Origin of the sequence: Marinobacter sp. C2H3, from assembly GCF_037080155.1 — a bacterium.
Taxonomy (GTDB): Bacteria; Pseudomonadota; Gammaproteobacteria; order Pseudomonadales; family Oleiphilaceae; genus Marinobacter.
This window is the reverse complement of sequence record NZ_JBBBNZ010000001.1, coordinates 429,333-443,610: the sequence shown is the minus strand read 5'-3', so window position 1 is coordinate 443,610 and position 14,278 is coordinate 429,333. Positions and strand designations below refer to the sequence as shown.

The window sequence follows — 14,278 nt, the reverse complement described above, 5'->3', positions numbered from 1 at the left end:
AAGTAGCCGGCTCCGCCCACATATACTTTGATGTAAGGGGACGACATGGCTTCGACGCTGGTGGCGAACCCTTGGGTGCATGTCGAGATGGCAGCGAATCTCGTAAATCCAAAGCTGCTTTAAAATAGTCGCAAACGACGAAAACTACGCACTGGCGGCGTAAGCCGTTCCAGTCGTTCTGGCTGAGGCGCCTATAACTCAGTAGCACCATCCCAGAACGTCATCGCTTATAGGCTGCTCCGTTCATCAGAGCTCACTGATGTTCGGCTAAGATTAAAGAGATCGCCTCTTGCACCCTGACCTTCGGGTCGCTTGAGGTTAAATCAATAGAAGGACACTAAGCATGTAGATCTCAAGGCTGAGTACTGGCGGACGCGGGTTCAATTCCCGCCGTCTCCACCAAACTCCCAGAAAAATGCCCCGGTTCGCCGGGGCTTTTTTCGTTTCAGCGTTCTGAAGATTTGCCCCAAAACGCCTGAACCCGGTCCCTTACCCACCCGTCACCTCCCCGCCATGCACCCCACCCCCAAATCCCTTACGCTGTTCGTTACACTCCAACCAGACACGCCCATGAACCAACCCAACGATCCGGAAAACCTTGAGCAGCTGTTCGATCGCCTGCGCACGGCCACCGAGCATCAGGAGCGGGTGTCCGTGGCGGACCTGTTCCAGGCGGTGGGTGAGCGGTCGTTCGGGCCAGTGGTGTTTGTGGCCGGGTTGATCGTGGTGGCGCCGCTGATCGGGGACATCCCGGGCGTGCCGACGATCATGGGGCTGATCGTGCTGCTGACCCTGGGTCAATTGCTGTTCCAGCGGCACTCGATCTGGCTGCCGGCGACGCTGGCAGGCCGCCGGGTGAGCCGGCGCAAGTTGATGCGGGGGCTGGAGTGGCTGGAGAAGCCGACGGCCTGGATGGATCGCTACACGCGGCCGCGGCTGGTGTGGCTCACCCGGGGGCCGGGGCAGTACCTGATGGCGCTGGAGTGCATGTCGGTGGCGGGTGCGATGCCGGCCATGGAGGTGGTGCCGTTCAGCGCCAACGGCGGTGGGCTGTCGCTGATGGCGTTCGGGCTGGCGATCATTGCCCGGGACGGTGTGCTGGCAGTGCTGGCGTCAGCGTTTACCGTGGGCACCTTCTGGTTCATCGGCTCGGCGCTGCTGGGCTAGCCGGCATCGGTCACGCTTTGATACAAACCCGCGCCGCCCGGCGCCGGGGTTACCTGCTACTATTGCTACACGTCACCCGTTTCCGGGCCAGCCCATTTCGCACGGTTGCTGGCCGATGGCCGTTTTCGGCGCACGATTCCGTTTGAAGGACCCCACTGCGATGTCAGGCACCACCAAACAGTCCCAAAAACTCCTGCTGTTCCGACTGGCCGGCTCGCGGCTGTTCGGCCTGGGCACGTTGAAAATCCGTGAAATCCTGCCGTTCCCGAAGCTGACGAAGCTGCCCCACAGTCACCCGGCGGTGATCGGCACGGCCACCTTCCGGGGTGCGGCGGTACCGGTGATCGATATGGCCGCGGCCGTGGGCTATCCGCCTCTGCCGAAAGAGGAACGCGCCCAGGCGTCGGTGATCATCACCGACATCCAGCGCCAGGAGATCGGTTTTCTGGTGCGCAACGTGCAGCAGATCGTAGAGGTAAACTGGCGCAAGGTTTTGCCGCCACCCAAGGCGCTCGGGCAGAACGCGTTTGTCACCGGTCTGCTGGACCTGGACGGCGATATTATCCAGCTGCTGGACGTGGAGCTGCTGCTGGCGCGGGTGTACCCGGAAACGCTGGTGGCCCAGGACAGCCACCTGAGTGATCTGCAGCAGGAAACCCTGCGGGCCCAGAACATCTTGCTGGTGGACGATTCCCAGGTGGCCCGGAAGCAGCTGTGCGACGTCCTGGACAGTAAGGGCATCACCTATCACGTCACCAGCAACGGCGATCAGGCCTTCCAGACCCTGATCCGGGAGGAGGAGCTCGGGCATCCGGTGGACATTCTGGTGAGCGACATCGAGATGCCGGGGCTGGACGGCTACGAGCTGGCGTTCAACATTCGGGACAATCGCTCGCTGAAGCAGCCCTACATTATCCTGCACACCTCACTGAACAGTGAGATGAGCCTGAGCTACGCGAACCAGGTGGGCGCCAACGAGGCGCTGACCAAGTTCGACGCGGACGAACTGCTGCACGCCATGCTCCGGGGCGCGGAGCAGTCCAGCCGCTAGCGCTCCTGCCCCAGGCGTTCAAAAAACCGCCGGGTATCCGCCCGGATCGCCGTCAGGGCGGATTCCCATTGGGGCTGGTACTCACGCCAGGTCTCGCCGCTCAGGGAGGCCAGGCGGTTACCGGCGTCAGCCACCGCGCGGCTGGCCTCCGCCAGATGCTCGGCCGTGGGTTCGTCCAGCGCCTCCGCGCGAGTATCAAGGTTCCGCGCCGCCTGTTGCAGAACGGCTCGGTCTCCCTGAGGAGCCTGCTGGTTGTCCTGGAGCGCATCATTCAGGGAGTCTTCCAGGGATTTCATGGCGTCCTGCAAGCGCTCCGCGAAGGCCTCCATGGCGTCCTGCGCCCGATCCCGGAGATCGTCGGAATAGGTCTGCAGGTCCTGCGCGAGTTGATCCATTCTCGCCTCAACATTGTCCGAAGACTGCGAGAAGTTGCGGGCAATGCGATCCCCCAACCGGTTCAGCTCGCCCATCAGCCCCTGGAACGGCGACGGGTTGAGAATGGCCTCACCGGTCCGCTCGTAGTCAACCTGCCAGCCCTCCGCCCCCTTGACCAGATAGGTCATCCGTTCCTGGCGCTCTGCATCGGGCTGGCCGGCCACCGGCAGGCGGGTGACCACCGTCGCTTCCGGCCCGTCTATGACGACCCGGCCGAAGGACGGCGCCACACCGGCCCAGTCGCGCTTGAAGCCGTCGAACCCGGAGTCGTCGGTCAACGTGGAGTACGCCACCACATCATCGGCATCGTTATCGGCCATGGCCTGCCAGAACGCCGCGGCCACTTCCTGGGGCGTTTCCGGCCGGCTGCAGCCCGCCAGCAACAACGCCACAGCCAGACACGCCAGAAACGGGACTCTGATCACTCTCATCGCGTATACCTTTTTACCATCAATATTCCATGTTAACGCGCTAGAGTTTGCAGGTCAGTTCTGCCAGTTCCTTGTCGAATACCCGGTGGTTTTCGCTGTAGTCCACCGGCACGTCCACCAGGTGCACGCCACCCGCGGCCAGAGCCTGATCGAGAATCGGCTTGAGGTCGGCGGCGCGGGTCACCCGGTGGCCGGTGGCGCCGTAACACTCCGCATACTTCACGAAATCCGGGTTCCGGTAGTTCAGACCGAAGTCCGGGTAACCCTCCTGGCCCTGCTTCCACCTGATCATGCCGTAGGCGCTGTCGTTGATGATCAGCACCACGAGGTTCAGGCCCAGGCGGACGGCGGTCTCCAGCTCCTGGCTGTTCATCATGAAACCGCCGTCGCCGCAGATGGCCATCACTTTCTGGTCCGGATACAGCATGGACGCCATCATGGCACTGGGCAGGCCAGCCCCCATGGAGGCGAGGGCGTTGTCCAGCAGTACCGTGTTGTTGTCGTAGGCCGGGTAGTTGCGGGCAAACCAGAGCTTGTACATGCCGTTGTCGAGGGCAATGATGCCGTCATCTGGCATCACGCCCCGCACGTCATGAACGATGCGCTGGGGAATCACCGGAAACCGGTCGTCGTTAGCCCGCTCCAGCATGTGCGCGTCCACCGCGGATTTCACCTCCATGAACCGGGTGAAATCGTGGTTGTCGCACTGGCCGCAGTGCTCGGCCAGGTATTCCACGCTGTTGGCGATGTCGCCCACCACTTCGTGCTGGGGGAAGTACACCGGGTCCACATCGGCGCCGGAGAAGTTTATGTGGATCACTTTCTTGCCGCCCGGGTGCATGAAGAACGGCGGTTTCTCCACCACATCGTGGCCAACGTTGATCACCAGGTCCGCGTGCTCGATGGCACAATGCACGAAGTCCCCGGCGGAGAGCGCGGCATTGCCCAGGTACCGCGGATGGCGCTCGTCCACCACGCCCTTGCCCATCTGGGTGGTGAAGAAGGGAATGTTGGTGGCGTTAACCAGGTGAATCAGCGCCTGGGACACCCGTTTCCGGTTGGCACCGGCGCCAATCATGATCAGCGGGTGCTTGGCGTCACGCATCATCTCGCAGGCCGTCTCCAGGCTCTTGCGGCTGGCGGTGGGCCGGCGCGCGTCACTGGGCTGGAAGATGTGGCTGTCGGTGTCCGGGGTTTCGTCGGCAATGTCTTCCGGCAACTCCAGGTGCACCGCGCCCGGACGCTCTTCCGAGGCCCGCCGGAAGGCTTCGCGCACCTTGGCGGGAATGGTGTTGGCGTTGCTGATCTGCCGGGTAAACTTGGTCAGCGGCCGCATCAGATCGACCACATCCAGAATCTGGAACAGCCCCTGCTTGGAGGATTTGATCGGCTTCTGCCCGGATATCATCATCATGGGCATGGCCCCGAGCTGGGCGTAGGCGGCGGCGGTGACCAGGTTGGTGGCACCGGGCCCAAGGGTAGACAGACACACGCCCACCTGCCCGGTCAGCCGGCCGTAGGTGGCGGCCATGAAGCCCGCGGCCTGCTCGTGCCGGTTCAGGATTAGCTGGATGCTGGACTCCCGCAGCGCCTCAAGAAACGCCAGGTTTTCCTCCCCGGGCACCGCGAAGATGTACTTGACGCCTTCGTTCTCAAGCGCCCGGATAAAAAGCTCGGCCCCGTTACGGGCGGGCTGTTGGTCGTTGGCCATAGGTGTCCTCTTGATCGCTCGATGTGCGGTTCAGTCGGTGTGCGGCGTGCTCGCCTGCAAGGTCTGGGCGGGCAGGCGATCACGTCCCCAGCTGTCGTATACGCCGTGAATGACCCGCTGGAGTTCCTCGTCGTCCAGATCCGCCGGCTCGCCGCGTTCCAGCGGGTCATAGTGAAAGATATACAGCCGCGTGACAAATTGCTCAAATGGCAGCGACGATTCGCCAAACCGCTCGCCATTGCCCGCGGTGCTTACCTTTACACCGTTGCCCCAATCCTGGCCGCTGTCGTTGTTCGGATTGAAGAAGTACAGGCGCATCTCGCCTTCCTGATCCAGTCCGGCCCGCAGGATGGTGATCGCGTGCCAGCCGATGAACCGCGCGGCACTGTCCGTCACGGCAATGCCCGCCGGCTGCGGGTGAATCAGCGGCTGGTTGCCGTTGTGGTAAGGATGGTAGCTGGAGTAGAAATGGCGAACGAAACCCTCAAGGTCATCCAGGCAGCCGGTCGCGACGTCCACGTTGATGGCAAAGCCCCGGCCGGCGGACCAGCCGTGGAATTCCGGGTTCACCCACTGGTGCGGATCGCCGGCCCGGTCGGCGCACTGCCGCCCCATCTCGACGTATATGCGGTCGAGGTGGGGCACCACCACCAGCGAGACCGGGTCCAGGTCCAGCGTCACCTCGGCGGCAAGCCCCCCGGCGCTGGCGGCGGAGGAGATGGGCCGACCCTCAAAGTGCATGATGATTTCGTTATCCCGGGCCGCCCAGGCAATCATCTGAAGCAGGTAATCCGGATCGTTGTAGGCCCAGATCGACAGTGCCCGGGCGGACTGGCACGTGGGGTTGTTGCCCTGCCCTACGCCCAGGGGCTGGCCCAGCAGGCTGACCACGCCCTGGAGCAGCCTCGCGGAGGGCGACGTCGCGGTACCATAGGCCAGCGACAGGCGCTCGGAGGCCGCCTGACACAGAGGCAACCGCACCTGCCGCCACAGCGCCGGTGCCACCGGTGGCTGGTACAGAATGCCCCGCTCAAGCATCAAAGCCAGGCCGTAGAGGCCTTGGGCGGTTTCCGAAAACATCATGTGGTCGATCAGCGCCAGCACCAGCTCCTGATAGCACAGCAGGCAATCCCGGCCGGTACTGGACAGACCCAGCGCCTCCGCCAGCAGCGCGTCCTGCTCCCGGGCGATAAACCGCACAAAGGTGGCGTGATAGGGGGAAACAAGGCCGGTATCGTGCATGGAGCGGGCAAAGCCGCGGGCTTCATTCTGTAGCGCGGTCAGGTCCATGGCATCCAGGCGCTGGCCATACACGGCCACGCCCGGATCTTCGGCGCAGGCCCGGGTGGGCCCGTACAGGCTGGAAATAAGCCGGTCCGCACCACGGCCTGCGGTGCCCAGATCCACGTTCGGGTCATCCCGGCAGATGGCGATTTCCGTGATCATGCGGCTGACGTGGCTGACCTGAATCGGCCGTTGCTCCAGGATGCGCCAGATCTCCTCGATCAGGCTGTCGATCACATCCTCGTAGCCGATGTGGCTGGCCACATACTGCACCAGCCCCTGGCTGATCCGGGCCAGCTTGCCCTGCTCCCGTTCCGCCTCGCCGCCGTTGCCAAACAGCAGGCCGAGATTGATCGCCAGCACCTGAGTCAGATAGTGGTGCGCCTGCTCGGCGGAGACTTTCGGGTGCGGGTAGTTGCCCTGGGCCACCGCCAGCAGCCGCAGTTGACTGACCGCCTCGATGACCACGGTATCCGCCAGCGTGCTCTTGAGCGCGTGGGGGGTAAGCGAGGGTAACAGCAGGCCGGGTTCGGCCCAGTCCGTCCCCTCGAAAAACCCCGCCTGCTCCAGTCGTTGCACCCGGGCGCTGACGGCATCAAAGCCGGCGGGCTGAAGCAACGTGCGCCGTACCAGGTCAAACACCCGGGGAAGCTTGGCGGCTTTGGCGAACGGGCGGCTGGTCGCCAGCGCCTCGATTCCGTCATCCAGTTTCTTCAGCAGCGCCCCGACGTCTGCCGTGACCGCATTGTCCTGTCCCTGCTGACCACTCAATCTGGCCCCCTTATATGGCGCAGCGTGCCCGCCTGTGGTGTGGTGCGATGGTCCGGTTACACGGGCTGATTATACATAGAAATCCAGGGTCTCCTGCCGCTTCAGCAGATCCCTCAGGACATAGGGATCATCACCGGAGAAATAGACCAGCCCCCAGTGGGTACCAAACGCAGACCGTTTGGTGACCGTCTCCTCCATCGGCGGCGTCAGCTCGTGGGACTCGAAGTAGGGGTGGTTTTCCGTCTCATCCGGAATTTCCAGCCGGCTGACCACCCGGCGCCGCGGATACACCCCGAAGCAACCGGCGTGGGCCGTCGCGTCCACCACTTCCCGGGGGAAGAAGGCCGTAATCTCCTCCTCAGTGGTCTTCGGATCGAACGCCAGGATCATGCCCTGATAGGCGTTGAAGCCATAGACGCGCTCCAGCAGCTCGAACACTTTGAAGCCAGGCGGGCGATAGGCCACTTCGCCGAAGTACATGGTGCCGTCACTGGTCACGAAGTATTCCGGGTGCACAAAGCCAAACTGGATATCGAAGGTGCGGATCAGCTTTTCGATTTCCGCCGTGATATCGGCGCGATAGCGCTCGAGGTCCGGGGTGGCGGGCACAAACACGGAGTAGCCGAGGGTGACGTACTCGGAGATGTTCAGAAAGCGGATCTTGCCGTCGTGAATCCAGGCTTCAACGGCAAACTCCCATCCGTCCAGGTGGGATTCCATCAGCACCGGGAATTCCTCGTCCGGAATGGTGTCCACCTCATCTGGCGTGCGGATGACCCGATGCCCCAGGCAGCCTGCTTTATCGAACGCTTTGAGGTGAATGGGATCGTTGGGGTCGCCATCCAGTTTCAGCAACGTCTGGTTCACCCGCTTGAGGAAGCGGATCACGTCATCCCGGTCGTGGGCCTCCTCAAAGATGCCCACGCGGATACCGCCAAGCTGGGCCCGGCGCTTCATCAGGGACTTGTCCCGCAGCAGCATGGACTGGCCCAGCAGGCGCGGGTTGTCCATGAGAATGGAATTGATGGCACCGGCCCATTCCACGGTTTCCTCAAACAGCGGGATGGCCACATCGACGCCCATCTTCTTGAGGGTCTGGCCGATCTCAAAGGAGCGATCGTTCAGCCGCTCGAAGTTCCAGGGAAGATAGGGAATGCCGTGCTCGGTACAGTAGGGTTCCGCCCAGTCCGGGGCGACCACGACGTAGCGCCGGTCAAAGGTGTCGGCGGCTTCTATCGCGTTCAGGCTCCAGCCAAGGAGCGCAATGTACCCTTTATCGGGATCAACAGTCTGTTGGTTCACAGGGGTTCTCCTCGTCAGGGTGTCTCCCCACGGTGAACCCATTACGCGACCGGCGCAACCGCCACAGCCCCGGAAACGGCAGCGGGCGCGGCCCTAAAGGTCCGCGCCCGCTGGTAATTACGGCTTTTTAGATCGTTTTGGACTAAGGCTTCAATTTCAGGGTGGACAGGGTCCGTGCCCGCACGTCGTTCAGCAGCGCCTCGTCGTCTACCAGCGACCGGCCGTAGGACGGCACCATGTCGCGGATGCGGGACTGCCACTCGTCGCTCTTGAGGCGATCTGCAAAGCAGCGCTCGAGCACATCGAGCATGGCGTTGGCGGCGGTGGAAGCCCCCGGAGAGGCCCCCAGCAGCGCGGCCAGTGAGCCGTCGCCGGAGGCGACGATCTCGGTACCGAACTCCAGCTTGCCACTGCCGTCCGGCGCCTGCTTGATGATCTGCACCCGCTGGCCGGCAATCTGCAGGGTCCAGTCCTCTTCACGGGCGTCCGGGAAGAAGTTGCGCAGGGAAGCCACCCGGTCGCTGTGGGACTGGAACACCTCGCCGATCAGGTAACGGGTCAAATCCATGTTGTGGCGACTGACAGACAACATCGGGCGCAGATTGTTGGCGCGCACGGAGCCGAACAGATCAAACACCGATCCCTGCTTCAGGAAGCGGGTGGTGAAGCCGGCAAACGGGCCAAACAGCAGGGCCGGCTCGCCATTGATGATGCGGGTATCCAGGTGCGGCACGGACATGGGCGGCGCGCCAATGGGGGCCTTGCCGTAAACCTTGGCATGATGCTGCTGGACAACCTCCGGCTTCTTGCACACCAGCCACTGGCCACTGACCGGGAAGCCGCCGTAGCCCCGGGCTTCGCGGATGTGGGACTTCTGCAGCAGTGGCAGCGCGCCGCCGCCGGCCCCCAGGAACACAAAACCGGTTTCAATCTTGGTGATATCGCCGGTGTTCTGGTTCTTTACCCGCACTTTCCAGCGACCGTTTTCCCGCTGGTCGAGGGAGATGACCGGGCTACTGACCATCAGCTCAAAGTTGGGCTGGGACTCCAGCCAGGACACCATATGGCGGGTCAGGGAGCCGAAATCGACGTCGGACCCGTGGCGGATGCGGGTGGCGGCCACCCGCTCCATCGGATCGCGGTGTTTGACCACCAGCGGCATCCACTCCGCCAGCTCCTCCGGGGACTCAGTAAACTCCATCTCCCGGAACAGGTGGTGGGCGCTCAGGCGCTCATGGCGGCGCTTGAGGAAGGCCACATTCTCCTCACCCCAGACAAAGCTCTGGTGCGGGGTGCGGTTGATAAAGCCTTTTGGCTCGGGGAGGATGCCCTGCTCGACCAGGTAGGACCAGAACTGCAGGGAGATTTCGAACTGGGCGTTGATGGTCAGGGCCCGATCGATGGCCACATCGCCATCGCCCGTTTCCGGGGTGTAGTTCAGTTCACAGTAACCGGCGTGCCCGGTGCCGGCGTTGTTCCATCCGTCGGTGCTTTCATGGGCAACGTGGTCAAGACGCTCCACCATGACGATGTCCAGGGACGGATCGAGTTGCCTGAGCATCATGCCGAGGGTGGCGCTCATGACGCCACCGCCGACCAGCACTACGTCTGCCTGTCTAACGGCCATTGGTCTATACCCTAGCTAGTGTTGAGCCTTTATACCCATCCACGATCAGCAGAGGGGTCTGTCGGAAGCCGGCCAGGCGTCGGATGCAGGACGTTGCCGTGCGCTTCCTGTCGAAATTTGCCCGCAATTATCCCGATTTTCGCCAAAAGAATAAATTGCGAATGTCATCGTTTGCGAACCGGGCCGGCTTCAGCCGGTCAGAACGCCCGGGTGCGCCAAACGGGCAGTGGTCCGTGCGGGGCCAAAAGTCTACAATCTGCCCTCGTATCTTGTCACAGGTCCGTTCGGGCCTGGTTCATGCCACCGGTTCGGGAACGCTCATGTCTGCTTTGGATGTGTTACTGATTGTCTTTGCTGTTATGGCGCTTTTGGGCGTCATTTTCGAGGAAGTGATCCACGTCAACAAGGCCAAGGTCACATTATTTTTCGGAACGCTGAGCTGGATGCTGCTGTTTCTGTTCAGCGGGGACCCGGCGGAAACCCAAACCATCGACCATGGTCTTTCCGAGAGCATCACGGAAATTGCCAGCCTGTGGCTGTTCCTGGTGGCGGCGATGACGTTTGTCGCCTACCTGAACAAGAAAGGCATCATTGAAAACATCATTTACACGATCATGCCCAAACAGGTCAGCGAGCGCAAACTGCTGTTCCTCACCGGTCTGTTCTGCTTTGTGTTCTCGTCCCTGGCGGACAACATCACCGCCACGCTGGTCTCCTGCTCCCTGATTCTGTCCCTCGATCTTGAACTGAAAAAACGCATCCAGTTCAGCACCCTGGTGGTGTTTGCGGTGAACTCCGGCGGCGTGTCGCTGATCACCGGCGACGTCACCACCCTGATGATCTTCCTGGCCGACAAGGTTGAAATCACCACCCTGCTGACCCTGGCCGTGCCCTCCGCCATCACCGTCTTCATTCTGGCGCTGTTCCTGTCCCGGGGCCTGAACGGGCGGGTTACGCTGCGGTCCAACCGCAACCCGGTCCGGCGCGTGGACGTCATCATTTCCGTGCTGTTCCTGACCACCATCGTCGCCACGATTATTGGCAACGCGGTGTTCTCGGTCCCCCCGGTGCTCACGTTCCTGTTCGGCATGTCGGTGATGTTCCTGGTCTCCCGCTTCCTCAGTGACGACGCGGAGATCGATCCGATCATCGAATACATCCGCGTTATCGAGTTCGACACCCTGCTGTTCTTCCTCGGCATCCTGCTGCTGGTGGGCATGCTCAAAGAAATCCACGCCCTCGATTCCCTGGTGACCGTCTACGACGTGCTGCCGCCGCTGTACGCCAACTTCCTGATGGGCATGTTCTCGTCCGTCATCGATAACGTGCCGCTGACCGCGGCCCTGCTCAAGGCCGGTATCACCATGACCCCCGGCGAGTGGATGGGGCTGACCTATGCGGTGGGCGTGGGGGGGTCACTGCTGATTGTGGGCTCTGCCGCCGGCATCGTCGCCATGAGCAAGATCAACGGCCTGACTTTCGGCGCCTATGCCCGTTATCTGCTGCACCTGTTCGCGGCCTACACCATCGGCTACACCGGCGTCTACTTCGTCGGCCAATTCGTTCACTAAAGGCAGGCTTATGCTACTTGCGATTGGTTCCGTCATCGCCGGGCTGGTGCTCCTGGTCTGGAGCGCCGACAAATTCGTGGACGGCGCCGCCGCCACGGCCCGGCACCTGGGCATGCCCACCCTGCTGATCGGCATGGTGATCATCGGCTTCGGCACGTCCGCGCCGGAGCTGGCGGTCTCGGCCATGGCCGCCGCTGACGGCAACCCGGGCCTCGCCCTGGGCAACGCCTACGGCTCCAACATCACCAACATCGCGCTGATCGTGGGCCTCACCGCCCTGATCGCGCCGATTGCCGTGCACTCCCAGGTGATCCGCAAGGAGCTGCCGCTGCTGGTGGTGCTCTCGCTGATCGCCGGCGCCCAACTCATCGACGGACGGCTGTCCCGGCTGGACGGCGTTGTCCTGCTGGTGGTGTTTGCGGGGGTGATGGGCTGGTCGATTGTGCAAGGCATCCGGGGCAAGGGCGACAGCCTGGGCACCGAGGCGGACGCCGAACTGAGCGCTGAGCCCATGCCCCTTAAAACCGCCATCCTGTGGCTGGTGATTGGCCTGGTGCTGCTGGTCCTCAGTTCCCGAATGCTGGTCTGGGGGGCCGTCACCATTGCCCAGAGCCTGGGGGTGAGCGATCTGGTCATCGGCCTGACCATCGTCGCCATCGGCACTTCCCTGCCGGAGCTGGCCTCAGCCCTGGCGGCGGTGAAGAAGAACGAGCACGACCTGATCCTGGGCAACATCCTCGGCTCCGGGATCTTCAACACCCTCGCGGTGGTGGGTCTGGCGGCCACCATTGAGCCCATGGCGGTGGATCCGGAAGTGCTCTACCGGGACTGGATGCTGATGCTGGCGCTGACCCTGGGCCTGCTGCTGATGGCCATCGGCCTCACCGGCAAACGCAAGGTCATCAGCCGGCGGGACGGCGCCTTACTGATGCTGGTGTACGTGGGGTATACGGGCTATCTGATGAGCACCGTGGTGTCCGCCAGCGCAGGCGCGCTCTGACGCGCCCGCGTTACTCGGCTTCGCCGTTGCCCAGCAGCGTCTCCAGGCGACGGCGCACTTCCGCCATCACCTCCGGCAGGTCCTCCTTGGATTTGCCGGCGGTCTCCAGGGGCTCACCCACCCGCACATCGACCGGCTGACCCAGATTGATCTGCCAGGTTCGCGCCGGCAGCACCTGATGGATGCCGCGGATGGCTACGGGCACAATCACCGCTTCCGTATCCAGAGCCAAGTGAAAACAGCCTTTCTTGAACGGCAGCAGCTTGCCATCACCCGAGCGGGTGCCCTCGGGCGCAGCCCACAGCACAATACCGCTTTCCATCATCGCCCGGGCCCGGGCCAGATCCTTCACCGCCTGGGCGCGGTTGGACCGATCGATGGAAGGGAACTCCCCGGCCCGCATGGCCTGCCCCAGCAATGGGATCTTGAACAGCTCCCGCTTCGCCAGCATGCGGATCGAACCTGGCAGGGACACGAAACTCACCGGGATGTCGTAATGACTGGCGTGGGTGCACAGCACAATGTACCGCCGGCCATCGCCGAAATCCGGCACTGCCCCGCGCACCGTCAGATTGGCCCGCACCAGCCGCAGCAGCGCGGCCGACCATTCCCGGCAGTACTTGTCTACAATGCCCCGGTTAAGCCGGCCAAACAGCGCCCGCAGCAGGATCAGCGCGCTGTACAGGGCGGTGAGCCCGACCGACCCCAGAACCACCCCGGCGCGGCGCAGCAGGGTAGCGGACTCCGTCAGGGGGTTGAGTTTCAGCCGGATCATCAGGCCTTGTCCGCCCCTGCCTCGCCGTCCTCCACAAACACCATGGCGATGGAGTTCAGGCAGTAACGCTTGCCGGTGGGAGGCGGGCCGTCCTGGAACACGTGTCCCAGGTGGCTGTCGCAGCGGGGGCAGCGGATTTCGGTGCGGGTCATGCCCAGGCTGTTGTCCTCCAGGTAACGGATGTGCTCCGGATCAAACGGCTGGAAAAAGCTCGGCCAGCCAGTGCCGGAATCAAACTTGGCGTTGGAACTGAACAGCGGCAGATCGCACAGGCGGCAGTGGTAAGCGCCCATTTTCTTGTTGTCCAGCAGGGTGCCGCAGAACGGACGCTCGGTGCCGTGGTCCAGCAGGACACTGCGCTCTTCGTCGGTCAGCCCGGCGGCACGCTCGTCAATCTGCGCGGGCGTCAGCGGGGTCAGGTCGTAACCGGATGCGGATTGGGTCATAGCAGCCTCCTCAGGCCTGTTGCGGGTCGTCATCGGTATAGGCCGGTTTCAGCCGGGTGCCGTAGGTGTCCACCAGCTTTTCCATCTTGGGCGCGGCGACGGCCATGATATACGGCTGATAGGGATTGCGCGCGGCGAAATTCTGGTGGTACGCCTCCGCCGGGTAGAAGGCCTCCAGCGGCTCCAGGGTCGTCACGATCGGGTCCGGATAGACGCCGGCGGCGTCCAGTTGGCGGATGTAGGCCTCGGCTACCGATTTCTGCTCCCCAGTTTCGTAGAAAATCGCCGAACGGTACTGGGTGCCCCGGTCGTTGCCCTGCCGGTTCAGCTGGGTGGGATCGTGGGCCACCGAGAAGAACACCTGCAGCAGGTCGCCAAAGGTCACTTTCGACGGATCGTAGTGCACGTCAATCACCTCGGCGTGGCCGGTGGTGCCGGTGCATACGGCCTCATAATTGGCGGTGTCGGAGGCGCCGCCGGCGTAGCCGGACTCCACCCGGGTCACGCCGTCAATCGCCAGGTATACCGCCTCGGTGCACCAGAAACAGCCGCCCGCCAGGACGACATGGGCGTGGTCACCGGATTCGGGCAGGTCACGCTCCGGCGCCGGAAAACGGCTGCGGGGGACCGTCAGGCCAGGAAGATTACAGGCATCGCTCATGGCATTGCTCCGATTGGAATGTCCGTGGATAGTGGGGATTCTGTCA

12 protein-coding genes and 1 other RNA gene are annotated in these 14,278 nt (G+C 63.1%); 5 read left to right on the top strand and 8 right to left on the bottom strand.

The window, feature by feature from the left end:
• Window positions 1-36 precede the first annotated feature (36 nt).
• From ssrA to V3388_RS01940, 3 genes are all read left to right on the top strand, one after another.
• Window positions 37-402: a transfer-messenger RNA gene (gene ssrA / locus V3388_RS01950) on the top strand.
• Between the two features lie 168 nt (window positions 403-570).
• Window positions 571-1,167 carry an exopolysaccharide biosynthesis protein gene (locus V3388_RS01945; RefSeq protein ID WP_336365833.1) on the top strand — a complete coding sequence of 199 codons (597 nt, stop codon included), beginning with the start codon at window positions 571-573 and terminating at the stop codon, window positions 1,165-1,167.
• 160 nt (window positions 1,168-1,327) lie between these two features.
• Window positions 1,328-2,218 carry a chemotaxis protein gene (locus tag V3388_RS01940; RefSeq protein WP_336365832.1) on the top strand — a complete coding sequence of 297 codons (891 nt, stop codon included), beginning with the start codon at window positions 1,328-1,330 and terminating at the stop codon, window positions 2,216-2,218.
• Here V3388_RS01940 and V3388_RS01935 read toward each other — a convergent pair.
• From V3388_RS01935 to mqo, 5 genes are all read right to left on the bottom strand, one after another.
• Complete coding sequence (locus V3388_RS01935) at window positions 2,215-3,084, bottom strand: hypothetical protein (RefSeq protein ID WP_336365831.1); 870 nt, start codon at window positions 3,082-3,084, stop codon at window positions 2,215-2,217. The two genes, V3388_RS01940 and V3388_RS01935, sit on opposite strands and share 4 nt — an antisense overlap.
• A gap of 40 nt (window positions 3,085-3,124) precedes the next feature.
• On the bottom strand, window positions 3,125-4,795 hold the full coding sequence (locus V3388_RS01930) for an acetolactate synthase large subunit (RefSeq protein WP_336365830.1): 1,671 nt from the start codon (window positions 4,793-4,795) through the stop codon (window positions 3,125-3,127).
• A gap of 30 nt (window positions 4,796-4,825) precedes the next feature.
• Window positions 4,826-6,850, bottom strand: a complete 2,025-nt coding sequence (locus V3388_RS01925; protein WP_336365829.1) for a hypothetical protein — start codon at window positions 6,848-6,850, stop codon at window positions 4,826-4,828.
• 69 nt (window positions 6,851-6,919) lie between these two features.
• Window positions 6,920-8,152, bottom strand: coding sequence for an ATP-grasp domain-containing protein (locus V3388_RS01920; RefSeq protein ID WP_442915598.1), 1,233 nt, complete (start codon window positions 8,150-8,152; stop codon window positions 6,920-6,922).
• 142 nt (window positions 8,153-8,294) lie between these two features.
• Window positions 8,295-9,779 carry a malate dehydrogenase (quinone) gene (gene mqo / locus V3388_RS01915; RefSeq protein WP_336365827.1) on the bottom strand — a complete coding sequence of 495 codons (1,485 nt, stop codon included), beginning with the start codon at window positions 9,777-9,779 and terminating at the stop codon, window positions 8,295-8,297.
• A 320-nt stretch (window positions 9,780-10,099) separates the two neighbouring features.
• On the opposite strand from mqo, the gene nhaD reads away from it, so the two are divergent.
• Together nhaD and V3388_RS01905 are read left to right on the top strand one after the other, a co-directional pair.
• Window positions 10,100-11,350, top strand: a complete 1,251-nt coding sequence (gene nhaD / locus V3388_RS01910; RefSeq protein ID WP_336365826.1) for a sodium:proton antiporter NhaD — start codon at window positions 10,100-10,102, stop codon at window positions 11,348-11,350.
• Window positions 11,351-11,360: 10 nt separating this feature from the next.
• Entirely contained in the window at window positions 11,361-12,350 is a 990-nt protein-coding gene (locus V3388_RS01905) for a calcium/sodium antiporter (protein WP_336365825.1), read from the top strand.
• 10 nt (window positions 12,351-12,360) lie between these two features.
• Here the strand turns inward: V3388_RS01905 and V3388_RS01900 are convergent, their stop codons facing one another.
• From V3388_RS01900 to msrA, 3 genes are read right to left on the bottom strand one after another with little or no spacing between them, the layout of a single operon-like run.
• Window positions 12,361-13,125 carry a lysophospholipid acyltransferase family protein gene (locus tag V3388_RS01900; RefSeq protein ID WP_336365824.1) on the bottom strand — a complete coding sequence of 255 codons (765 nt, stop codon included), beginning with the start codon at window positions 13,123-13,125 and terminating at the stop codon, window positions 12,361-12,363.
• Window positions 13,125-13,571, bottom strand: a complete 447-nt coding sequence (gene msrB, locus V3388_RS01895) for a peptide-methionine (R)-S-oxide reductase MsrB (RefSeq protein WP_336365823.1) — start codon at window positions 13,569-13,571, stop codon at window positions 13,125-13,127. Before msrB ends, V3388_RS01900 begins: the two co-directional genes overlap by 1 nt.
• A 10-nt stretch (window positions 13,572-13,581) precedes the next feature.
• Complete coding sequence (gene msrA / locus V3388_RS01890) at window positions 13,582-14,232, bottom strand: peptide-methionine (S)-S-oxide reductase MsrA (protein WP_336365822.1); 651 nt, start codon at window positions 14,230-14,232, stop codon at window positions 13,582-13,584.
• Between the last annotated feature and the right edge of the window lie 46 nt (window positions 14,233-14,278).